We start from the raw sequence: 23,340 nt of genomic DNA, 5'->3' as shown, positions 1-23,340 counted from the left end.
GAAGAGGAGCTGAGGATGGGGGGTCAGACTATACTGTGACTGGTTCAAGCACGCGCCAGGGCCATCCCGGTTCTTCCCGCCGGAATGGCCCCTACAGCGACAGCCGATGAGGAAGGCATACCATTGACGTCCCCAACCAGAAAGATGGGTCTGCCCAACATCAAGGCGGGCAGGAACGGCAAGCCCCAGCACAGCGATGGGTTCCGCAGCAGCCACTCCCTGCGCACTGGCATCTGTCTGGCCCTCACCTTCGTTCTTTGCTTCCTGGCCTCGACGGTGGCAGCCTTCTGGACAGACATCAATGGGCATATGCACGTGCTCGAGCCCATCAACCTGACCCAAGCCCACAAGGCCCCTGAAGACATCTACAAGGGCAAAACCCTGAACGTCCTGGTGCTGGGCCAGGACACCCGCGACGGCAAGGGCAATTCGGAAGTGGGCGGCAGCGGGGATGGCCTGGAGGAGAACCACCAGTCCGACACGGCCATGGTGGTCCAGATCGCCGCCGACCGCTCCTATGTGAACGTGGTCTCCATCCCCAGGGACTCCATCGTGAACGCCCCGGCCTGCGTCACCAGCAAGGGCGAGACCATCCCGGCCCGCCGCCAGGTCATGTTCAACTCCATCTTCGCTGAGGGCTACAACCAGGGCGGCGATGCGAATTCGGCCGCCAGCTGCTCCCTGGCTGCGGTCCGCTCCCTGACCGGCCTGGACATCCAGCAGTTCGTGGTGGCCGACTTCAATGGATTCAAATCCATCATCGATGCCCTGGGCGGGGTCGACGTATGCATCCCCAAGGACACCAAGGACAGCTACACCGGCATTGATCTGAAGCGGGGACTGCACCATCTGGACGGGACCCAGGCCACCGAATACGCCCGCATGCGCCACGGAACCGGAGCCGACGGATCGGACATCATGCGCACCACCCGCCAGCAGTACCTGATCAAGAGCCTGGTCAACGAGGCCAAGAACGTCGATATCTATTCAGACCTTCCCAAGGCCTACCGTCTGGCCACCACCTCCATGTCGACCCTGCAGCTGAGCGAGGGCCTGGGCAGCTTCCAGACCCTGCTGGGCCTGGGCAACTCACTCAAACATATCGACACCGCCCACATCTACGCCCGGACCATTCCGGTCAAGGAATGGTCCCAGGACCGGTATCGGGTGGTATGGACCGAGCAGGCCGAAACCATCTGGCGCCTGCTTCGCCAGGGCAAGCCCTTGACCCAGGCCAATGAGGAGGCCGCGGAGGCCTCCCTGCCAAGCACCTCCTCGTCAGCCGCCTCCTCGCCTGATAATCAGACCCAAGGCACCCAAAGGGAGCAGGGCAGGACTCAAAACCGGAGCAGGAGCTCTGAAACCCGGTCCTCCACCCAGACCCCCTCTGCCTCCGCCACTGCCCTGCCCGATCCGGATCCGCGCACAGGACTGATTACCATGCCCAATAAGACCCTGATTGATCCGAGCACAGGCGGAATCGTCGATCCGAACGACGGGACCATCAAGGACGCGAACACCGGACAGTACATCGGCATGGCCGACCGCTATCTGTTCGCCACGGTCTGTGCGGTTCCGGCGCAGAGATAGCCGTTCAGATCCCTCGGGTCGTTCAGGCATGCTATTGCTTGCCTAGTCGGTCAAAGCTATGGAGGTTGAAGGCATGCGGACTGGTTCAGACCAAGGCGGACAAGAGCAGGAGCCACCCAGCTTCATGCCCTCCAGACATCGTCGTCCCGAAACCGCTGCCAGCGCTCCCGCCGCCCCGGCCAGGCACAGCCGCAGACAGCAGGAACCTCCCAGCTTCTCGCCCTCCTCAAGGGGCGCACAGCCGGCGCAAGTCGGCAGGCCCCGAGCAGCCAGACGCACCAGCGGCTCCTCGCGGACCACGCCCATGCCAGCCGCCCAGGCAGCTCCCAGCGGGAATGGCTGGGGCAATGGCGGCAACCGAGGCCATCGGGTCAACCGTGGTCTGCGGTCCGGCAATGCCCTGGTACGCAAGCATCCAGTGCGCAGGTTCATAGGCATACTGCTCCTGGTCATCCTGATGGCCTTGGTCGTACTGGCAGGAGGCGGATGGTTCTGGATCAATGCCAGGCTCAACCGCGAGCAAATGCTGACGGACGCCCCAGGCTCCGGGGCCACCACCTGGCTGCTGCTGGGGTCGGACCAGCGTGACGGCTCCCCCGGGGCCGGCCAGGACACCAGCATCACCGGTTTCCGGACCGACACCATACTGGTGCTGACCAAGCCCCGGCACGGAGCTGCTTCACTGATTTCAGTCCCCCGCGACTCCCTGGTCAAAGAGGACGGGAGATACATGAAAATCAACGCCGTGGCCTACACCTCGGGCTACCGGTCCCTGACCAGCCAGATCGAAGACATCACGGGCCATAAGGTCGACCATGTGGCTCTGATCCGCTTCGGAGGCCTGAGCAAGGTGGTCGATGCCATGGGTGGCGTCAATCTCTGCTATGATGCCGATGTCAACGATCCCAGATCAGGCATGGTATGGTCCAAGGGCTGTCATCAGGCCGATGGCGGCATGGCCCTGGCCTTCACCCGCATGCGCTACTCGGATCCCAAGGGTGACTTCGGGCGGGCCGAGCGGCAGCGTCAAGCCATCTCGGCTATCACCTCCAAGGCCCTGCAGCCTTCGGTCCTGCTCAATCCCGTCACGGCCGGCAAGGTCCTTTCGGCAGGTCTGGATTCCCTGGTGGTGGATGAGCGGGCCAACGCCATAGATCTGGTGCACATGGTCCTGGCCTTCCGCAGCGCCAGCGGCCCAAAGGGCGTCACCGGAAGCCTGTATTGGACCAACCCCAACTACTTCCCCAACAGGCGCGTCGGCTCCACCGTTCTGTTGGATCAGGCCCGCAACACCGAGCTGTTCGACCAGTTGGTCCAGGGCAGTCACGAGCCGGGCACCGTCGGGGGCGTCTGACCGCCCAATTCGGCAGGCGCCATCCACATTCGACCACATGCCAGGTTCGCCCTGGCATTAAGGCACCGGTCCTTTCATGCTGGAAGCATGACCAAGGCCCATTCGATAGCAACTGCGCCCCCCTCATCGGGGGCGGTCGGCCCCGAGCCTTCGACCGAGACCGAGGATGGCAATCCACGCTCTGCCAACACGGGTAGGTTCCAGGTCATTCTGACCCTGGTTGCCCAGACGGCTCCGGCCCTAGCCCAGGCGGGCATGATCTGGTACGTGGTCGGCCAGGGCCGTTGGATGCTGCTCCTCCTGCTGCTGCCCAGCCTGACCGGCACCCTGGCCATGGTGCTTTTGAGCCTGCTGCGAGCGCATCGCCAGCCATTGACTGCACCTTCTGCCCGCGCGCAATTGGGATACGGCGCAGCATCGGATCGCGCATCCCTATCTACGACCACAGAGGACCGGACCCGGCAGGACTTGACGGAGCTGGCTGCTGACCCAGGCCCTCGGCTTGAGTCCCGGCTGTCAGGATCAGGGGCCTCGGGAGCACATGGTCAGCTCTGGCAGGGCATCGTCCATGCCTGGCTTTCAACATCAGGTTCTGCAGCCCCGGCAGTCATTGGTATCCGTCCTGATCACGGTCCGCTGACCATCGATCTGCCACGCGACGGACCCCACGCCCTGGTGGCAGGCACCACCGGATCAGGCAAATCGGTTTTTCTGCAGACCTGGTGTCTGGCCCTGGCCGCCAGCCAGCCGCCGGACCGGCTCAACCTGGTCCTGCTGGACTTCAAGGGTGGTGCCGGTTTCGGCCTGCTGGCCCGACTACCGCACACCGTGGGCTGCGTGACCAATCTGGATCTGGACCGGGCCGTGCGCGCGCTGAACGGCCTTCAGAGGGAGCTGGAACGCCGCCAGCGCCTGGTTGCCAGGGCAGGGGTCGAGGACGCTGCCCTGATGGCCGACCCACCAGCGCGCCTGGTGGTGGTCATCGACGAATTCCAGGCCCTGCGCCAACTCCTGCCCGACTATCTGGACAGGCTGACCTCGCTGGCCTCCCAGGGCAGGTCCCTGGGTATGAACCTGGTGGCCTGCACCCAGCAGACCATGGGGCAGGTCAGCGCCCAGATGCGGGCCAACATGAACCTGGGAATCTGCCTGCGGGTACGTGACCCCCTGCAGTCCAGGGAGCTGCTTGGGTCCTCCTACGCCACGGCGATCGACCCGGCCTGTCCAGGTTTGGGCTTCCTGGAGCAGGGCCGGGGCCCCCAGGCCTTCCGTACCTGCCCAGCGGCTGATCCGCAGGCCCTGGTGGAACAGATCATCAAAGCCGGTCGCTTCTGCGGCTGCCGTCCACCGGCACCACTCTTCTCCCCTCCCCTGTCCGAGCACGATCCGGCCTGTGGAAAGATCCTCTGGCGGTCAGGACGGCCCCTGATACCCCTGGGGCATATGGATGACGGGGTCCTGCTCCACCTCTATCGCCTGCCGCTCAAAGGACATACGGCCCTGATCGGACCACCAGGACGAGGCAAGAGCACCCTACTGGCCCTGCTGGCTCGTTCCCTGCTCCCCCTAATGCAGCCGGGGGCCCGACCAGAGCCCTGCTTCGACCTGCGTATCACGCGTCGGACAGGCCATGGCTACAGCAGCCGGGACTTCCCAGGTCCGGTGCCGGCACCGCCTCATGACCGTCAAAATAGCAACCTTGGCAACCGTAGGCTGGTCTGGATCCTTGACGATGCCCAGGATCTGCTGGATCCGCTCTGCCGAGATCCTCTGGCCCCGCTTCTGCAGGAGGCTCTGGGGCAGGAGGGAACCACCGTGGTCCTGGCTGTGGATACGGCCAATGCCCTGCGCAGACCGGAGCGTTTCAGCCGCCGTCTGGTGTTCCCCTGTGGCGAACGGGGGGCCGACCTGGCAGCTGGCATCCCCGCCGATCAGCTGGCCACCCTATCCACCCGGGTCAGCGCCATTCCTGGACGGTGTCTGATCCTGGAGGCAGGTCTCGCCATTCCGCTACAGGTGTTCTCTTTAGCCGTAAAACGAATGAACCCTTGAAAAAAGTCACTCATCGTGCTTATCTTGCATAGGGTAGTGATAAAGCACCGATAAAAACTTCTTGGAGGCTTAGGTAGATGAGTAATGCGTTCGATTGGCGCGCCAAGGCTGCTTGCCGAGACAAGGACCCTGAGCTGTTCTTCCCCGTCGGCAACACAGGTGCAGCCTATCAGCAGATCGAGGAGGCCAAGGCTGTCTGCCGGACCTGCAAGGTCATCGACGCCTGTCTGAAGTGCGCGCTGGACACCAATCAGGATTACGGCGTCTGGGGCGGACTGAGCGAGGACGAACGCAGGGCTCTGAAGCGCCGGGCCATGCGTGCACGCAGGTCCCAGGCCATGCAGATGCAGTCCTGAATCTTCTTGATTGCGCCAAACAGCAGAGGGGCGATGGCTCGATGCCATCGCCCCCTTCTTTTTTTCCGAAAAGCACTCCTCGCAAAAGGAGTCCGGACTGTAAGGTGTACGGGTTGCAAGATGCCCGGTATCACACGTCCTGGGCAACGCGCAGCTTGATGTTGATGACCACCCGGGTGCCGCCATCCCGACGGGGCTCCCACTTGACCGTGCCGCCGAAGTCGTTGGTGACGAAAGTGTTGATGATCTGTGTCCCCAGACCGGACCCGGTGGAACGAGCCTGGCCCTGATCCGACTCGGTGCTGTAACCGTTGCCGTCATCCTCGACCACCACGTTGAGGTTGTTGCCGCCACGGCCCACCGATATGGTGATATGCCCCTCGTCACGGCCCTCAAAACCATGCTCGACCGCGTTGTTGACCAGCTCGGTCAGCACCAGGGACAGAGGTGTGGCATCCTGGGCAGGCATCATCCCGAACTTGCCCACGTAGGAGATGGTGATGTGCTGGTCGCTGGTGGTGGCCAGGTCCACGCTCATCTTCAGCAGGTTGGCGATCACTTTGTCGAAGTCCACAATCTCGTCGGCGGTCTGGCTGAGCCCCTCGTGAACCACGGCGATGGTCTGGACGCGGCGCTGGGCCTCCTCCAGCTCCTTGCGGACCTCCTCGGATTTGGTGCGCCTGGCCTGCAGTCGCAGCAGGGCCGACACGGCCTGGAGGTTGTTCTTGACCCGGTGGTGGATCTCGGAGATGGTGGCATCCTTGGTCCGCAGCTCCTTCTCCCGGCGGCGCAGCTCGGTCACGTCCCGGCAGAGCACGATGGCGCCCGTCCTTCCCTGCTTGCCGTACAGGGGCAGGGAACGCATGGAGACGGCCGACCCGTTGGCGTCCAGTTCCGAATCAACAGCCGCCTTGCCCGACAGGACTAGCGGCAGGGAGTCGGGCACCGGATCGTTCTCCTTGAGCAGGGAGGTTCCGATCTCGCTCAGGTACTGGCCGATCATGGTCTCCACCGAGCCCAGTCTGCGGAAGCAACTGATGGCGTTTGGAGAGGCGTAGCGCACCACGCCGCTTGCCGTCAGCACAAAGAAACCGTCGGCCACCCTGGCGTTGTGCCGCTGGTTGAGCACCGAATCCGCGTAGGGGAACTCGCCGCGGGTGATCATCTCGAAGAGCTCCTTACCCGCGTTGATGCTCTCGCTCTCGTAACGGCCGTTGGACTCGCGGGTGGCCATATTGGTCTCGCGGACCACCAGGCCCAGGGTTTTGCCCTGGTGTCGGATGGGAGCGTAGACATCGCAGACCGTGGCGCGGCCGATGGTGCGCAGCTTGTTGGACCGCAACACCCCCTTGGACCGCATGGCAGCCTCCAGCTCCTCACGTTGATCCGCCGGGAAGTGCTCCCCCACCACATCCTCGGTCCGCAGGGACATGACCGTAGAGGGCCGGCACTGCTCGGCCACGGTGAACTCCCCCTCGCCGGTGCGCAGCAGGAGCAGCAGGTCGGCAAAGCTCAGATCGGCGATGACCTGCCAGTCGGCCACCAGGTGGTGGAGCCACTCGCGGTCCTCCTCATTGCAGTCGTCGCAGGATGCCAGAATCTCGGAAAAATCAGCCATGCCCTCCATCATACAAAGGGCCTTCGGAAGCAGACAGGCGGGTCATGCCCAGGGCGATGATGACATGCGCGTCCAATACACAGGTCTGGGGTAGGGTGGTTCACGGACGTTTCGCCCCGGCGGCCGGACCCGACAGGCCCGGACCAGCCAAGGGGCCAAGGGAGGGCCATGGCAACCAGGACCAGCGAGGACGGCAGACCGCCCGAAGACCAGGAGGTCGATCCCGATCTCGAACGCCGACGCCAGCAGCGCCGCCAGGAGCTGACCTACCTGCGCCGGGACGCAGAGGTGGCCCACGAGGCCCATCTGCAGGCCAGGGCCGACGCGGTGCGCGCCAAGGCCAGGGCCAAGGCTGCACGGATCATGGCCAAGGCCGAGATCAAGGCCTCACGGATCGAAGGCATCCCCGACATGGAGATCGAGCGCAAGGTCCGCCTGGATGTACACGGCCGTCCCAAGCCCCTCCTGCGCGGGTGGATCCACGCTGTGGCCGCCCCGCTGGCCCTGGCCGCCGGCATCGTGCTGATCTGCCTGGCTCACGGCACTGGCCTGAAACTTGCCTGCGCGGTCTTCATGGTCGCCTCACTGGCCCTCTTCGGCAACTCGGCCCTCTACCACCTGGGCGACTGGACCCCGGGGACCACAGATGTGCTGCGCCGCCTGGACCATGTCAACATCTTCCTGCTCATCGCCGGCACCTACACGCCGATCTCCTTCGCGCTGGACCCCTTCTGGCGGCGGATCATCATCCTGGGCATGTGGGGGGCCAGCCTGGTGGCCATGATCGTCCACGTCTTCTGGATCGATGCTCCCCGCTGGCTCTACACCCTGGTCTACGTGGTCTTCGGAGTCTCGGGCGTGGGCTTCCTGAAACTCTTCTGGGACTCCCCCATGGCCGGTCCGCCGGTGGTGTGGCTGATCGTGGCCGGTGGCCTGGCCTACATCCTTGGGGCGATTGTCTACGGTCTGCGCCGGCCGGACCCCTGGCCCCGGGTATTCGGCTTCCACGAGATCTTCCACTGCGGCACGGTCATCGGCTACGCCTGCCATATCGTGGCCATCTACCTGGTGGTCTGCAATCTGCGCTGAACAAATGGCCAGCCTGGCGGTCTATTCATCAAGCTCCGCCCAACAAAGACCATCGGTCTGCCTTACGAATCAAGCGGTCGCCCATAGAGCGGTCTCTTATAGAAGAAGCCGCCTCCGTCGACCATGGCGGGGAGCGGCTTCATTCAGGCCGGGCTGGGATGGTGAGGGGTCGTCCCGCTACTTGAGGGGCTGGGCATCCTTGACGGTGACCGAGATGTCCTTGCCATTGGGAGCCTTGTAGGTCACGGTCTGGCCCTTCTTGGCGCCCATCAGGGCCGCGCCGATGGGCGACTCGGGGCTGATGACATCGTAGTCGGTGGCCACCGTCAGATCCCTGGAGCCCAGCACATAGACCATTTCGTTGCCGGCCATGGTCAGGGTGACCAGGGAGCCATTGCCCACCGTGCCCGCCTTGGGGGCCTTGAGGATCTTGGCGTTGCGAAGCTTGACGATCAGCTCGTTGATCCGCCCCTCGTTCTTGCCCTGCTCCTCGCGGGCAGCCTGATAGCCGCCGTTCTCGCTCAGATCGCCCTCGGCCCGAGCCGCCGCGATGCGTTCGGTGATCTCGTCGCGGTACTCGCCCTGACGGTGGTCAAGCTCCTCCTTCAGCTTGTCGTAAGCGGCCTGTGTCAGCAGAATCGTCTTTTCCTCAGCCATGTGATTCCTCCTTGTTTGATGCACTTGTCTCGTGGCCCGACCTGAACTGCAAAGTCAAGGGTATGAAAAAGGCGCCGGCCCTCACCGGCGCCTGGAGACCTTTGTCTACCGTGTCGATATGATGTCAATCACGAAAACCAGGGTATCGTCGCCGCCGATGCCCGCCTGGGGCATCCCCTGACGACCATATCCGTACTCCGGCGGAATGGAGACCACCAACCTGGACCCCACGTTGTGACCGGGCACCGTCTGGTCCCAGCCGCGAATGACCTGCCCCACGCCGATGCCGAAGCTGGCCGGCTGATGACGCTGGAAGCTGGAGTCGAAGACCTGGTCCGAACCCCAAACGACGCCGTGATAGTTGACGGTGACGGTATCGCCCTTGCGGACGACAGGCCCGTCCCCCTCGACCAGCTCCACGGCGCGCAGCCCGCTGGGTGCCGGACCATGGAAGGTTATGGTCGGCGTGGCGCCGAATTCGGCGTTCACCTCGGGCATGGATTGGTCACTCATGACAACTCCTTTGGTTTTCTTGCGTACCAGAGTATCGGTTCGTCGGCCGGGTGACAAGTTGCGACACTGCCGTCCAAGCCGATGAGGCCTTGGTGCCCCGGGTGGGAATCGAACCCACAAGCCGGTGAAGGCGGCGGATTTTAAGTCCGATGCGTATACCATTTCGCCACCGGGGCCGTAACCCATAACGCCTTAGTATATCATTCGCGCAGGAGGGTCCGACCGTAGTCCAGGACCAGGCCGTCCAGGAGGCCGTGCTCGCTGGCCACATAGGTTCCCGAAGCCAGCGCACTGGGACTGGCCCGACCGAGACGCTCCAGCAGACGGCTCCAGATCAGGGCACCGCCGCCGATCACATCCACACGCCCGGGATGGATGGCCTTGAGCTCCCTACGTTCCTGCCGGCTCATGTTCAGCACCTGGTCGTCAACCCGGCGGGCCGCATCGACCGGAATGGACCGGCCATCGACAGCATGGCGATCGTAGACCTTGCATCCCAGGGCCAGTGCGCTCATGGTGGTGACCGTGCCGGAGACCCCGATCAGACTGCCTACACCGGCTACAGGGACCTGGTCGAAGGCCCGGTCGATCCAGCCGTCAACATCCTCAAGCGCCTGGTCGATCTGCTCCTGGGTAGGCGGATCGTCCAGCAGATGGCGCTCGGTCATCCGCACGGAGCCGATGTTCATGGAGTAGGAGGCCTTGACCTTGTCGACAGGCAGATCACTCCCGTCCCCGCCCAGGACCAACTCGGTGGAGCCGCCACCCAGGTCGACCACCAGGTAGGGCGCAGGTGGCATGTCGTCGCTGCCGCGCTGCTCAAGCACGCTGACCGCGCCCAGAAAACTCAGGGAGGCCTCCTGAGAGCCACTGATGACCTCGGGCGTGACCCCCAGGATGGAGCGCACACCCTCTTCGAAACTTTCTCGGTTGTCGGCATCCCTGGTGGCCGAGGTGGCCACAAAGCGCAGACCATCCACAGGGTGCTCCTGCAGCTGCCGGGCGAAGAGCCGACAGGCCTCAAAGGCGCGCTCAAGGGCCTGGTCGGAAAAGCGGTGGTTGCGGTCCACGCCCTCCCCCAGCCTGATGACCCGCATCAGCCTGGGCGCCACCGGATGGAGCCCCTGTCGGTCCACCCGGGCTATCAGCAGACGTATGGAGTTGGTGCCGCAGTCCACGCCCGCCACCGTCACCTGATCCATGGAAACCCCCTTCATAGCTTCTCTTGTCGATCCTCTTGCCGGGATGCCTCACTCCAGGGCTGGGCACACCTGCAGACCTGCGGATCGAACACCTGACGCACCAGACCCAGAACCCGGTCACCCAGGGGATTGACCCCGGGGCCCATAACCAGGGACTGGGCGGTCAGAGCGTGCAGACACTTGACCCGCTTGGGCATGCCCCCGGCCGAGATTCCCGCGATGTGCCCCTCGTCGTCGCCCAGCCGCTGGGCCAGGGCAGAGCGGAAGGCTAGATAGAGCTCGTGGGCCCTGCGGTAGGCGCTGGCCAGGTTCGCATCCGAACCCAATTCGGTGTTCCAGTCGGCCATGATGCCGTCGGCCTCAAGTCGTGAGACGGCCTTGACGGCCTCGGGGCTGGTCAGATAGCAGGTGGTCGGAAAGGGCGTGCCATCCTCCAGCCGGGGCCGGGTGACCACAGCCAGGGGGTTGCCACAGACACAGCGGGCGCCGACGGCCACCATGCCCCGCGGATAGCGGCCAAGCTGCCGGTTCACGACGGCTATCTGATCCGGTGTGGCCGGAGTCGCCAGAAGCTCCTGGACTCTTCCTCTTACCGCGGCCAGATCCCGGTCAGCAACCTGGCCGGAAATTTCGACCTTGTCCTGCCCAACCTGTGGCTCGACCCGGGCCTTGTCGCCGGCTTGAGGTTCCACTGCTGCCTGGGGCCTTCCCTGGGCCTTGATCACGCTGTCCTCGTCTTTCCTGATTGTTTGCCGATGATGGCTTCATTGACTGTTGACGCAACGGAATCCGAACCTTCGGAGTTCACTGCGCTCCCCCGCCCTTGGATGGAGAGGGACTGTCAGAGCCACCTGGACTGTTGGAACCAACTGGACCAGCAGATCCGCTCGGACTGGCTCCGTCACCAGGTTGCTGACCTGCGCTCCCCTTGCTCCTATTGCCCACCGGGTCCTGGTCGGCCTTGGCGAAGGAGTAGGCCATCTCCTGATACCAGGGCAGGGAGTTCCTCCTGGGGGCCCGAACCCCCTTGCTCCCGGCCTGGTCCTTGTCCATGCTGCCCGTGACCGCCTCCGGATGCAGGACCCGGATGGCCTCCTCGTCGGGGAAGACGAATCCCAGACGGTCCCGGGCCTGGGCGGTCACATAGGCCTTGTCGTCCCAGCGGCGGATCTGGTTCTCCAGGTCACGCTTGTGCTCTACAAGCTGGGCCTGCTGGTTGCGCAGGCCGTTGAGCTGGGAAAGATTGATGGCGTAGGCGTGGAAGGTGGAGACCAGCTGGATCAGCCCCAGGGCCACGACGATGACCGCCACAAAGAAGGTGATGGGTCCCGACGACCGCCTGCTTGTCCGCCGGTCGGCGCCGTCACGTTTGTTCTTGGCCATACCCATAAAAATACCCGCGGCAGCCGACGCGGACCGCCACGGGTGAAAGACTTCACGGTCGGGTCAAAACCTGCAGAGGCTCCGACCCGACCGACAGGACCTTACTTGGTGTACTTCTTGCAAGCCTTGAAGGCGCTGTAGCCGGCGTACTCGGCGGTGGAGCCCAGCTCCTCCTCAATCTCCAGCAGACGGTTGTACTTGGCGATGCGCTCGCCACGGGCCGGGGCACCGGTCTTGATCTGGCGGGTGTTCTTGGCCACAGCCAGGTCGGCGATGGTGGTGTCGGAGGTCTCGCCGGAACGGTGGGAAACCATGGAGGTGAATCCGTTGGCGGTGGCCAGCTCGATGGCGTCCAGGGTCTCGGTCACGGTGCCGATCTGGTTGAGCTTGACCAGCAGGGAGTTGGCGGCCTTCAGGTCGATGCCCTTCTGCAGCCTCTTGGGGTTGGTCACCAGCAGATCGTCGCCCACGAACTGCAGGCGGTCGCCCATGGCGGCGGTGATCTTCTGCCAGGCGCCCCAGTCCTCCTCAGCGAAGGGATCCTCGATGGAGACCAGCGGATAGCGCTCGACCAGACCCTGGTAGTAGTCCAGCATGTAGTCGGCGTCGCGGTCCTCGCCGTCGAAGTGGTACTTGTCGGTGTCCTTGTTGTAGAACTCTGAGGAGGCCACGTCCAGGCACAGGCCGATCTGCTTGCCGGGCTCGTAGCCGGCGGCTTCAATGGCATCGACGATGTACTTCAGGGAGTCCTCGTTGGACTTCATCTTGGGGGCAAAGCCGCCCTCGTCGCCTAGGCCGGTCTCGTGGCCGTCCTTCTTGAGGATGCCCTTGAGGGTGTGGTAGACCTCGACGCCGGCGCGCAGGGCCTCCCGGTAGGAGTCGAAGCCGTAGGGGGAGATCATGTACTCCTGGATGTCGGTGGCGAAGTCAGCATGGGCGCCGCCGTTCATGATGTTCATGTTGGGCACAGGCAGGATGTGGCCGTTGGTGCCGCCCAGGTAACGGTAGAGAGGCAGTTCGGCGGACTCGGCAGCCGCATAGAGCGCAGCCAGGGAGACGCCCAGGATGGCGTTGGCGCCCAGCTTGCCCTTGTTGGGGGTTCCGTCCAGGTCAATCATGGTCTCGTCCAGGGCGCGCTGATCGGTGGCGTCCATGCCGATGACATTGGGAGCGATAGTCTCATTGACCGCCTTGACGGCGTCCAGCACACCCTTGCCCTGATAGCGCTTCTTGTCGCCATCCCTACGTTCCCAGGCCTCGGCCTCGCCGGTGGAGGCACCGGAGGGAACCAGACCACGCCCCTCGGCGCCGTCCTCGGTCTGCAGAACGACCTCGACGGTCGGGTTGCCACGGGAATCAAGAATTTCGCGCGCGAACACGCTTTCAATTGCTGCCACAACTGCTCCTTCAATAAGTTGTTGTGATGTCTCTTACAGGATACTAGTTTTGTTGGACGGGCGCGGGACCCGCTGGCGTGCCATCATCGGAGGACTTGGGCAGCCCCCAGGCCAGGTCGTCCAGCAGGGTGTCCACCCAGGCGGTCATAGCCGCCGAATCCATGGGTCCCGAACCCAGGGAGCCCGCGAAGGGCGCCGGGATCAGCAGGGTCTGCATCACCGGGCGGTACTGGCTGCCCTTGTAGATGCGTGCAATCCTGGCCTGGAGGGAGTCGGGCATGGTCACGGGCCTGATCCGCACCCTGGAGCCCTGGGAGGCGATCTCCGCAATGCCCAGGGAACGAGCCTTGGCCCGGAGCCTGGCCACTGCGAAGAGGGTGTCGAACTGGGCCGGCGGACGACCGTAGCGGTCGGTCAGCTCCTCGTGCAGGTCGCGCAGGTCCTGCTCGTTGCGGGCCGAGGCCAGCTTGCGGTAGGCCTCCAGACGCAGCTTGTCCGAGTCGATGTAGTCCACCGGAATGGAGGCCTCCAGGGGCAGGTCGATGCTGACGGTGACCGGCTCTGTCCGCCCGGGCTCCTTGTACTCTTCCACCGCCTCGGAGACCATGCGCACATAGAGGTCGAAGCCTACCCCCTCGATGTGTCCGGACTGCTCGTCGCCCAACAGGTTGCCTGTGCCGCGCAGCTCCAGGTCCTTCATGGCCACGTCGTAGCCGGACCCCAGGGCCGTGTTCTGGGCGATGGTTGCCAGCCTGTCGTGTGCGGTCTGGGTCATGGGCTTGCTGGGGTCATAGAGGAAGTAGGCGTAGGCGCGCTCCCGGCCACGTCCCACCCGGCCGCGCAGCTGGTGGAGCTGGGAGAGCCCGAAGCGGTCGGCCCGGTCCACGATCAGCGTGTTGGCGTTGGGTATATCCAGGCCGGTCTCGACGATGGTCGTGCAGACCAGCACATCGATGTCCCGGTGCCAAAAGTCGCGGATGACCCCGTCCAGCTGCTTCTCCCCCATCTTGCCGTGGGCCACGCCCACCTTGGCCTCGGGGACCAGGGTCTGGACCTTGGCCGAGACCTTGCCGATGTCCTCCACCCGGTTGTGGATGTAGAAGATTTGCCCCCCGCGCAGGAGCTCGCGGCGAATGGCCGCAGTCACCTGGGCGTCCTCGTAGGCGCCCACATAGGTCAGCACAGGCAGGCGGTCCTCGGGGGGCGTGGCCAGGGTGGACATCTCCCGGATGCCGGTCACCGCCATCTCCAGGGTGCGGGGAATGGGCGTGGCCGACAGGGACAGGACGTCCACGTTGGTCCGCAGGGCCTTGAGGGTCTCCTTGGCCTCCACGCCGAAGCGCTGCTCCTCGTCCACGATCATCAGGCCCAGATCCTTGAAGCGGATGCGCGGGTTGAGCAGCTTATGGGTACCGATGACCACATCCACGGCCCCGCTGGCCAGGCCCTCCATGGTGGCCTGGTTCTCCTTGGCGGTCTGGAAGCGGCTCATGGCGGCCACATCCACCGGGAAACCCTCGAAGCGCTCGGTGAAGGTCTGGTAGTGCTGCTGGACCAGCAGGGTCGTGGGTACCAGGACCACCACCTGCTTGCCGTCCTGGACGGCCTTGAAGGCGGCACGGATGGCTATTTCGGTCTTGCCGAAGCCCACGTCCCCGCAGATCAAACGGTCCATGGGCACCGGCTTCTCCATATCAGCCTTGACCTCGTCGATGGCGGTCAGCTGGTCGGGGGTCTCCTGGTAGGGGAAGGCGTCCTCCAGCTCCTTCTGCCAGGGTGTGTCTGGGCTGAAGGCGAAGCCCTTGGTGCGCTGCCGGGCCGAGTAGAGCTTGACCAGGCCCTGGGCGATCTTGTGGACGTGCTTGCGGGCCTTGGCCTTGGTGGCCGACCAATCGGATCCGCCCAGCTTGTTGAGCCTGGGGATCTCGGCACCGATGTAGCGGCTGACCTGGTCCAGCTGGTCAGCCGGCACGAAGAGCTTGTCAGGCGGGGCATTGCGCTTGGAGGGGGCGTACTCCAAAACCAGATACTCCCGGCTGCCCTTACTGGGACCCACGCCCACGCTGCGCTGGCGCATGCCCAGGAAGCGGCCGATGCCGTGCTGGTCGTGGACCACGTAGTCGCCGGGCTTGAGCTCGTCCAGGTCGATGGCCTTGCGCCGGCGGTTGGAGGTCTTGCTGCCTGCGGCCACGCTGGTGCGCCCGGTCAGATCCCGTTCGGTCAGCAGGGCCAGATGGGCGGACTGGTCCACGAAGCCGTCCACAGCCAGGGAGCGGTGGTACTCCACCCCGACAACACCGGTGGTCTGCACGGCCCGACGCAGACGGCTGAGCGTCCCCTGGGCCGGAGCGGTCACCACAACCCGGTCGCCGCGCTCCAGCAGGGAGGCGATGCCCGAGGCGGCCCGGTCCTCGTCGCCGCGGTACTGGTCAGGTGCCAGGGCATCCAGACGCTCGGCGCCCTCCCGGTCCGGATCCACCGACAGATCGGTCAGCTTCCAGACCTCCCCCTTGCGGTACTCCAGGGATGAGATGACCTCGTCGTAGTCCAGGAAGCTGGCCCTGTCGAAGCTGATGGGTGCGCCCGAGCCCTGCCCGGAGGCGGCCACATGCCAGCTGGCGGCCAGGAACTCGTTGGCGGTCTTGACCAGGTCCTGGGCGGACCGGGCCAGCAGCTGCGGTTCCGACAGCAGAATCAGAGCGTCCTCGGGCAGCATGGACCCCACCGGCACCAGGTCGTCGACCAGGGCAGGCAGGAGGGACTCCATGCCCTCCACCGGAATGGCCTGGGCGATGGACTCCAGCATGTCGTCGGCGTTGGGGATGCTCCCGATCAGGGAGCGGGCACGGGCGCGGACCTGGTCGGTCAGCTGCAGCTCGCGGCAGGGCGGCGCCCAAATCCGGTCCAGGTCGTTGCCGTAGGTGCGCTGGTCGGAGGCATGGAAGCTGCGGATGGTGTCCACCTCGTCGCCAAAGAACTCGATGCGCACCGGGTGGGCCATGGTGGGGACGAAGACATCCAGGATGCCGCCTCGGACGGCGAACTGGCCGCGCTCCATGACCAGGTCCACCCGGGTGTAGGCATTGCGGACCAGGGCTTGGACCGCCTGGTCCAGGGGCAGCTCCTGGCCGCGCAGGAAGACCAGGGGCTCCACATCCTGCAGACCCTTGACCACCGGCTGCAGCAGGGAGCGCACGGGCATGACCAGGATGCGGATGGGTCCGAAGTCAGGGTCGTCCTGGACCGGATGGGCCAGCCGCCTGAAGACGGCCATCCGGGAGGCCACGGTGTCTGCCCGGGGCGAGAGCCGCTCGTGAGGCAGGGTCTCCCAGGATCGCAGCAGGGCTACGTCACCCGGGTCGCCCTCATACCAGGAGCGGATGGCACCGGTCATCTCCTGGGCGTCACGTTCGGAGGGGACCACCAGGACGACCGGTGCCCGTCCGGCTGCTGCGGCGGCCAGGGCTGGCCTGATGCCCTGGGGAGCCTGGACCATAAGGGAGGTGTCGGTGTCAGCCGCAGGTTCGGAGTCCCCCTGGACCAACCTCTTGAAGGCAGCATCCGCCTGCAGGTCGTCCAACAGAGGACGCAGGGACCCGTTCAACGATTCCTTGGGCTCCGACTTCTGGGTATCCTCATCGACCATTGAACTGCTCCTGAGCCTGGCTGAGGCCCTTGGTTATCACGGTTTCTGCGGCATCCGCACCGTCGGCCAGAAATTCGGGCAGACGCTTGCGCTGATCGCCGACAAAGGTGCCCAGGACCCAGTCCACAGTGCGGCGGTGGGCCTCCGGGCCTCTCCGGGCATGCCCCACGCCCATGCGAACCCGGGCGTATGCGTTGCTGCCCAGGGAACGGTCGATGGAACGGATGCCGTTGTGCCCGCCCGAGGACCCACCGGCCTTGACCTTGATTCGGCCGAACTCCAGGTCCATGTCGTCATGGATGACCACGACCCGGCCAACCGGTATGTGGTAGTAGGAGCAGATGGAGGCCAGGGCGTCGCCGGAGTCGTTCATGAAGGTCAGCGGCTTGGCCAGGAAGAAAGGTATGCGCCGTCCGTCAAGGTCCAGGGTGCCACGGCCCAGTTGGGCCAGACCCTTGTGGTCACGCAGGTTGACCGACCATCGTTCGGCCAGCAGATCGGCGCACATGAAGCCCATGTTGTGCCTGGTGCCCTCATACTCGTCACCCGGGTTGCCCAGTCCGGCTATCAGCCAGAAATCGGATGCCATGTAGGTGATACCTCCTGCTCTCAAACGGGACGGTGAGATTCTACACAGGCTCCCCGACCCCGTTTCGCTCAAGGGACAGGCTCCAGTAGGAGACAGCATGCAGGGCGAACCGGTCCCAGGCGGCCTGGGGCAGGAGGCCGAAGCGGCTGAACCCGAACCGCTGCAGCAGGGCCTTGGAGGCCGAGTTGTCATCGAAGATGATGGCCACGGCCAGACGCATGCCCTCCTGCTGGGCGCACTCCAGCAGGGAATGGACCATCAGGGCCCCCAGGCCCCGGCCACGGCTGTCGCGGTCCACGTAGTAGCCCAGCTCGCAGGTCTCCTGGTAGCCGGGCCGGTCGTAGTAGGCCGACAGGGAGCCGAAGGCCAGCACCTTGCCCTCCTGCTCCAGGACCAGGACCGGATGGCCCTGGTCCGGCTCGTGGCCCAGCCACCACTGCAGGCGCTGGTCCAGGCTGACCGGGGCCGTATCCGCTGTGGAACCACCGTCCATGACCGCCTGGTTGTAGATGGCGGTGACCGCCTCCAGGTCCCCGCGACGGCAGAGCCGGATGCGCGGGGTGGCGCTCACTTGTTGCCGCCCTCCTGGTCGGAGGCCTCCTTGAGGGCTTCGCGCAGGCGGTTCTGCGCCTCGCCGTAAGCGCTGAAGTCGCCCTTCTTCAGGGCGGCATCGCCGTCGCTCATGGCCTGGTTGGCCTTGTCCAGGGCCTGTTTCATGGCCTGCCCTCCTGTCGCCGATGCCCCGCCGGACCCGGTGGTCTTGTCAGGGGCCTTACCGGATTGCCCGCTCTGGTCAGCGTCGGCATTGGTGCGCCCGGTGTTGTCGGCATCGCCTGCCGATGCACCCGAGTTGCCCTGGAAGGTCTTGTCAAGGGCCGCATCCAGGGTGGCCGAGGAAGACACCTTGTCGCCGAAAGCCACCAAAACCCGCTTGAGCAGGGGGAAGCTGGTGGCACCGCTGGACTGCACATAGACCGGCTGGATGTAGATCAGTCCGCCGCCTATGGGCAGGGTCAGCAGGTTGCCTCGTTTGACCTTGGTTGACCCGGACTGGAGCAGGTTGAGCTCGGTGGAGACCGCAGCATCCGAGTTGAAGTTGTTCTGCGCCTGCCCAGGGCCTGGCACATTGGAATTCTTGGGCAGCTCCATCAGCCGGATGGTCCCGTAGTCCGGGCCTATCACCCCCTTGGTCGATCCGGCGTCGGAATCCACGGACAGGAACCCGGTCAGGATCTCCCTGGTGGAGGTGCCGGCAGGAATGAAGGTGGAGGTCAGCGAGAAGGCGGGCTTGTCGGTCCCCGGGGTCTGCAGGGTCAGATAGTAGGGAGGTTGCTTGATCCCCGCTGTCTGCTCCTTGCTGGTCCCGGTCGGATCCACAGGGGTCTGCCAGAAGTCCTCGCCGGAGAAGAACTGGCTGGCCGAGTTGACGTGGTACTGGGACAGGAGCTGGCGCTGCACCTTGAACAGGCTCTCCGGGTAGCGCATGTGGCTCATCAGGTCGCCCGAGATGGACGAGAGCGGCTTGAACTGGCCGGGGAAGACCTTCTGCCAGGCCTTGAGCACCGGATCCTTTGCATCCCAGGCATACAGGTCCACCGAACCGTCGTAGGCATCGACCGTAGCCTTGACGGAGTTGCGGATGTAGTTGGCCTTCTGGGAGCCCAAGCCCTTGACGGCCTCCGAGCTCAGGGTGGTCGTGTCCTGGGTGATGGGACCCAGGTCCACCTTCTGGGAGTAGGGGTAGGCGTCTGAGGTGGTGTAGCCGTCGACGATCCACTTGACACGTCCGTCAACCACAGCCGGGTAGACGCGCCCGTCCAGGGTCAGATAGGGGGCGATCTGGGCCACACGCTCCTTGGGTGAGCGGTTGTAGAGGATCTGCGAATCGGGGGTGACGCGGTCCGAGAAGAGGATCTGGTCGGATCCGAAGCGGATGGCGTAGAGGACCCGGGCCAGGAAGTTGCCCACCGAGGGACCGCCGTTGCCCTTGAAGGTGTTGGTGGCTCCCTTGGAGCCGGTGGGATAGTCGAACTCCCAGCCCGACGAGCCCTGTGGCGCGCCGACGATGGAATACTCGGGCGCGTTGGGCGAGAAGTAGATTCGCGGCTCGTAGTGCTGGCTGTCGGTCAGCTTGCCCTTGGTGGGGATGTCCTGCTCGAAGAACTCGGGCTGCCCGTCCGGGGTGACCTTGTTGCCGTAGGCGGCCACGATGCCGTAGCCGTGGGTGAAGACCGTGTGGTCGTTGACCCAGTTGCGGTTGTCGTTGCCCTCCAGGTCCAGCTCGCGAGCGCCGATGACCGTGTCCTGGCTGACTCCGTCGATGTCGTACTTGTCGACGGCCAGGGTGTCCTCGAAGGTGTAGTACTGCTTGGACTGCTGCAGCTGGCGGAAAGTGGGGGAAACCACCTGGGGATCCAGCAGACGAATCTGGGCGGTGGTCTCCGCATCACGGGAGAGGGCGCCCGACTGGACCTCGGTGGTGGCGTCATAGGCCTCGGTCTTGAGCTTGTCCAGACCATAGGCCTTGGTGGTGGCGGCGATGTTGCGCTGGATGTAGGCGGACTCCATCTCCTGGGCGTTCGGGTTGACCCGGAAACGCTGGACCAGTGCCGGCCAGAAGACGGTCAGCAGCAGGGACAGGACGATGGTGACGGCCACGGCCAGGACGGGCACCCGCCATTGCTTGACGGCCGAACCCAGCGACCCTGCATGGACACGGCCGGGTTCAAGGGTGTGTGAGCACAGAATCCAGACAGCCAGGATGATGCCCAGCAGGGCCATGACCACGGCCATGATGAGGGTTACGGGGATGGCCGCCTTGACCGAGGTGTAGGAGGCGCCGGTGATCCGATCGCCTTCCTCGGTCAGCCTGCCGAAGACGCCCAGGGCGGTATCACCGGCCCAGACCAGCATGAACAGGACCAGCCAGACGGCCACCTGACGACGGGCGGGACGGGTCATCTCAAGAATGCCGCGTCCATGCACGGGCATGGTCAGCCGAATGCCGCCCATAAGGAAGTTGGTGACCAGGCTGAAGACCGTGGCCGCCAGCAGCATCATCAGCAGGGAGGAGACCAGCAGCTGCAGGCCGGGCAGGATGAAGACATAGAAGCCGTTGTCCAGGCCGAACTGGGGGTCGCGCACCCCGAAGGACTGGGCGTTGAAGAGCAGGAGCACCTGCTTCCAGTCCGCGTTGAACTGGAAGCCGAAGAAGACGCCGACGACCAGGGAGACCACCACGGCCCCCTTGAGCGCCGTGCGCGAGGAGACCCCCTTGCCTACCTCAATCAGATCGCCCTTGACCCTGATGGTGGACCCGTCAGGCGAATCGGGACGGCTGCGAATGGCCAGGATGGCCGAGAGCAGGGTCACCGCGGCCAGCAGCAGGGCATATGCCAACCATAGGCCCACCTTGATGCCCAGCTGGGTCCAGACGATCCGGGCCGCCCCCAGCTGGGAGAACCACATGACATCGGTGATGAAGCGGCTGAGCGCGAACAGGAGCAGGAAGACGACCAGGACGACTGCCACAACCACGGCAAGGATCCGCGAACCCCGCGAGGGCCCGTCATTGCCCTTTCTGCGGGAAGTCAGCCGTGGGTCACCTGGTCCGGGGAAGCGAAAACGGGATGTGCCGCCGCCCCCCTGGCCGGGACCCTCCCCATCGGTTTGCACGTGCAGGATGACCGGGTCGTCTTCATTGCGACGCCGGCCTGGTCCTCCTGGACCGCCCTCAGGGTCGAACATGGAACCGAAGAAATCAAAGAATGACATGTACCTAGCCTACATGAGACGGCGGTCTTGAATGGCTTGCCGGTAGACCTCCTCCACCTGATCGGCCACGGTGGTCACGTCGTAGCGGTCCAGGAGCGCGAGCTGGTCATGGTGCACCTTCCGCCTCCAGGAGGGGTCCCCCAGAGCCTGGGCAACTCGCCGGGCCAGCAGTTCGGGGGTGTTGGGCGAGTCGACGGGCACCAGAGCCCGCTCATCGCCCATCAGGGTGGACCGGTAGCCGGGATTGTCCCCGGCCAGCACAGGAGCCGTGCCCGAGGCGATGGCCTCCAGCAGGACGATGCCGAAGGACTCGCCCCCGGTGGAGGGAAAGACGGTCAGGTCGGAGGAGGCCAGCAGGGCGGGCTTGTCCTTCTCGTCCACAAAACCGGGGAAGGCCACCGGGGTGTGCAGGGCGGCGGCCTGTCGACGGCAGTCCTCCAGCAGCGGACCCTTGCCGGCCATGGTCACATGCAGGCCTTCGGGCAGGATGCCGGCCCGCTCCCCCGCCCGGAGGGCCGAGAGCAGGATCCCTGCCCCCTTGCGTGCCACAAATCGTCCCAGAAAGACCAGATGCGGCCCCTGGCCGTGCAGGCGCGCCACCTCCTGGTCGCCGGCGGCCTGACGGGCCTGGCGCAGGGCGGCCACGTCCACGGGGTTGGCCACCACCCTGCTGGGCACGCGGGCAGTCTGCTTTGCATAGCCGGCCGCCACAGGTGAGACCGCGATGACCCTGTCGATGCGTCTATGGGTCCGGCGGTTGATTATCCCCAGCAGCCGTCCGCCCAAGAGCTGCAGGTCTCCCGTGGGGGCGATGTGATAGGTGGCCACCAGGGCCGTTGCCGGGTCTGCGGCGCGGATGACCCGCCCGGCCAGGAATGGACTGTAGGGTGCCTGGACGTGCAGCAGGTCGAAGTGCCCGGCCTCCAGGGCCCGGCGGATAGGCGCCTTGGGCGCAGGCAGCGGTATGCGCATCCTGTTGCCGTTGAAGGAGACCATGACGTTACGGGATAGGGAGTGAACCCCGTCAACCGGCGGATGGGCGGTCTGCCCGACCAGGTACTGGACCCTATGGCCCCGCCTGCCCAGCTCCCGTCCCAGGGTCAGAATGTGCTGCTGAACCCCGTCAAACACATCCAGGGTGTCATCGAAGACGAACCCGATGTTGAGCGTCACTGAGCGTCCTGGCCTGCTCCGGGCTCGGTCCCTGCAGCCAGCTGACGACCCTTCAAGGCCAAGGCCACCAGGTGCCGGTCGGCGGCCTCCCGCGCCTGCTGCTCGTCGTTGCCCGAGTCCAGCTTGTCCACATAGATGGTCTCCACCTGGGCGACCTGGCAGTACTTGAGGAAGGTCTGTCTGCGCAGCTGGTTGTCCAGGGCCTCACCGACGCCGCTGGACTGGTACCATTCCTTTTCCCCGCCGGTCAGCATGATCAGCTCCACCCGGCGCCCGGCCAAGGCCCCCGGGGTTCCGTCAGCGTGGTAGGCGAAGCCCCGGCAGATGACCCGGTCGATGAAGCCCTTCATGATGGCCGGCATGCTGTACCAGTAGACGGGGAAGACCAGGGCCAGCACGTCCGCATCCTTGATGCGCTCCTGCATGGCCTGGGCATCCTCGGGCATGGGTCCCTGGCCCAGGTAGTGGGTCCTGTCCTCCATGCCGAAGACGGGATTGAACCCCTCGGCGCAAAGGTCGATCAACTCGGTGCGAGCCCCGCCCTCGGCCGCCCCGTCCAGCAGGGCATTGCCCGCCGCATCGGTCAGGCTCTTGGGTTCGGGGTTGGCCGTGACTGCCACGATCTTCATGGGGATTCGCTCCTTACATTCCATTTCGCGCCTGCACCGACTGCGTGCAGACCCCTGTCATTGTCAGTCCTGGCAAGGACGGCAACACTGGTTCGGCAAATGCTTGACACTGCTCCTGGGCCCATCTATGTTATTGGGTGGTCGGTAGGTGAAGCTACCGCATGGACAAGGCATGCTGCCGCAAAGTGGTGGAGACACCCCGCGCAGGTCAACAGTCCCCGTCGGATCAAGGCAGGGACTAATGCAGGGCCAAATACCATGCGAAGCCGAAGCTTGAACGATGACAATGATCGGCGCATGGCCGATCGCCACGCCGTC

General features: G+C 64.9%; 18 protein-coding genes, 1 tRNA gene and 1 riboswitch. Of the genes, 5 read left to right on the top strand and 14 right to left on the bottom strand.

Going from position 1 to position 23,340, the window contains the following annotated elements; genetic code table 11:
• The first annotated feature begins 123 nt into the window (after positions 1–123).
• The 4 genes from H3U89_RS07130 (at position 124) to H3U89_RS07115 (ending at position 5,352) form a co-directional block, all read left to right on the top strand.
• Positions 124–1,590 carry an LCP family protein gene (locus H3U89_RS07130; RefSeq protein ID WP_198179856.1) on the top strand — a complete coding sequence of 489 codons (1,467 nt, stop codon included), beginning with the start codon at positions 124–126 and terminating at the stop codon, positions 1,588–1,590.
• 73 nt (positions 1,591–1,663) lie between these two features.
• Positions 1,664–2,944, top strand: a complete 1,281-nt coding sequence (locus tag H3U89_RS07125; RefSeq protein WP_232345585.1) for an LCP family protein — start codon at positions 1,664–1,666, stop codon at positions 2,942–2,944.
• An 87-nt stretch (positions 2,945–3,031) separates the two neighbouring features.
• Positions 3,032–4,996 carry an FtsK/SpoIIIE domain-containing protein gene (locus H3U89_RS07120; RefSeq protein WP_198179858.1) on the top strand — a complete coding sequence of 655 codons (1,965 nt, stop codon included), beginning with the start codon at positions 3,032–3,034 and terminating at the stop codon, positions 4,994–4,996.
• A 77-nt stretch (positions 4,997–5,073) separates the two neighbouring features.
• Entirely contained in the window at positions 5,074–5,352 is a 279-nt protein-coding gene (locus H3U89_RS07115) for a WhiB family transcriptional regulator (RefSeq protein ID WP_015021978.1), read from the top strand.
• A gap of 130 nt (positions 5,353–5,482) precedes the next feature.
• Here the strand turns inward: H3U89_RS07115 and H3U89_RS07110 are convergent, their stop codons facing one another.
• The gene (locus H3U89_RS07110) at positions 5,483–6,970 is read right to left on the bottom strand and encodes a sensor histidine kinase (RefSeq protein ID WP_198179860.1); all 1,488 of its coding nucleotides are present in this window, start codon (positions 6,968–6,970) and stop codon (positions 5,483–5,485) included.
• A gap of 168 nt (positions 6,971–7,138) precedes the next feature.
• On the opposite strand from H3U89_RS07110, the gene trhA reads away from it, so the two are divergent.
• Complete coding sequence (gene trhA / locus H3U89_RS07105) at positions 7,139–8,059, top strand: PAQR family membrane homeostasis protein TrhA (RefSeq protein ID WP_154312421.1); 921 nt, start codon at positions 7,139–7,141, stop codon at positions 8,057–8,059.
• 177 nt (positions 8,060–8,236) lie between these two features.
• On the opposite strand, the gene H3U89_RS07100 is transcribed toward trhA, so the two are convergent.
• The 13 genes from H3U89_RS07100 to H3U89_RS07040 all read right to left on the bottom strand — a co-directional run bounded on the left by H3U89_RS07100 (position 8,237) and on the right by H3U89_RS07040 (position 23,022).
• Positions 8,237–8,716, bottom strand: a complete 480-nt coding sequence (locus H3U89_RS07100; RefSeq protein ID WP_024627331.1) for a GreA/GreB family elongation factor — start codon at positions 8,714–8,716, stop codon at positions 8,237–8,239.
• Between the two features lie 105 nt (positions 8,717–8,821).
• Positions 8,822–9,229, bottom strand: a complete 408-nt coding sequence (locus H3U89_RS07095; RefSeq protein ID WP_024627330.1) for an FKBP-type peptidyl-prolyl cis-trans isomerase — start codon at positions 9,227–9,229, stop codon at positions 8,822–8,824.
• A gap of 90 nt (positions 9,230–9,319) precedes the next feature.
• A tRNA-Leu gene (locus H3U89_RS07090) sits at positions 9,320–9,405 on the bottom strand.
• 24 nt (positions 9,406–9,429) lie between these two features.
• The gene (locus tag H3U89_RS07085; protein WP_198179862.1) at positions 9,430–10,431 is read right to left on the bottom strand and encodes a Ppx/GppA phosphatase family protein; all 1,002 of its coding nucleotides are present in this window, start codon (positions 10,429–10,431) and stop codon (positions 9,430–9,432) included.
• Positions 10,432–10,442: 11 nt separating this feature from the next.
• Positions 10,443–11,033: a DUF501 domain-containing protein gene (locus H3U89_RS07080; RefSeq protein ID WP_232345772.1), complete on the bottom strand. Its 591-nt coding sequence runs from the start codon at positions 11,031–11,033 to the stop codon at positions 10,443–10,445.
• 202 nt (positions 11,034–11,235) lie between these two features.
• Positions 11,236–11,820: an FtsB family cell division protein gene (locus tag H3U89_RS07075; protein ID WP_198179866.1), complete on the bottom strand. Its 585-nt coding sequence runs from the start codon at positions 11,818–11,820 to the stop codon at positions 11,236–11,238.
• Between the two features lie 95 nt (positions 11,821–11,915).
• Entirely contained in the window at positions 11,916–13,211 is a 1,296-nt protein-coding gene (gene eno / locus H3U89_RS07070) for a phosphopyruvate hydratase (RefSeq protein WP_024627326.1), read from the bottom strand.
• Between the two features lie 43 nt (positions 13,212–13,254).
• Positions 13,255–16,857 carry a transcription-repair coupling factor gene (gene mfd / locus H3U89_RS07065; protein WP_198179868.1) on the bottom strand — a complete coding sequence of 1,201 codons (3,603 nt, stop codon included), beginning with the start codon at positions 16,855–16,857 and terminating at the stop codon, positions 13,255–13,257.
• Positions 16,847–17,446, bottom strand: a complete 600-nt coding sequence (gene pth, locus H3U89_RS07060) for an aminoacyl-tRNA hydrolase (RefSeq protein WP_198179870.1) — start codon at positions 17,444–17,446, stop codon at positions 16,847–16,849. Before pth ends, mfd begins: the two co-directional genes overlap by 11 nt.
• A gap of 40 nt (positions 17,447–17,486) precedes the next feature.
• A complete protein-coding gene (locus tag H3U89_RS07055; RefSeq protein WP_288804418.1) occupies positions 17,487–18,017 on the bottom strand; it encodes a GNAT family N-acetyltransferase in 531 nt (176 codons plus the stop codon).
• Entirely contained in the window at positions 18,014–21,220 is a 3,207-nt protein-coding gene (locus H3U89_RS07050) for a UPF0182 family membrane protein (RefSeq protein ID WP_198179872.1), read from the bottom strand. The genes H3U89_RS07055 and H3U89_RS07050 overlap by 4 nt, the downstream gene beginning before the upstream one ends.
• 9 nt (positions 21,221–21,229) lie before the next feature.
• Positions 21,230–22,393, bottom strand: a complete 1,164-nt coding sequence (locus tag H3U89_RS07045) for a glycosyltransferase family 4 protein (RefSeq protein WP_198179874.1) — start codon at positions 22,391–22,393, stop codon at positions 21,230–21,232.
• Complete coding sequence (locus H3U89_RS07040; protein WP_045935486.1) at positions 22,390–23,022, bottom strand: NAD(P)H-dependent oxidoreductase; 633 nt, start codon at positions 23,020–23,022, stop codon at positions 22,390–22,392. The genes H3U89_RS07045 and H3U89_RS07040 overlap by 4 nt, the downstream gene beginning before the upstream one ends.
• 133 nt (positions 23,023–23,155) lie before the next feature.
• Positions 23,156–23,314, top strand: a riboswitch (M-box (ykoK) riboswitch).
• The last annotated feature ends 26 nt before the right edge of the window (positions 23,315–23,340 follow it).

The organism is Bifidobacterium sp. W8104, from assembly GCF_016100735.1.
Classification (GTDB): Bacteria; Actinomycetota; Actinomycetes; order Actinomycetales; family Bifidobacteriaceae; genus Bombiscardovia; species Bombiscardovia choladohabitans.
Note: the sequence above shows the minus strand (reverse complement) of the source record. Positions and strands in the feature narration are given on the sequence as shown.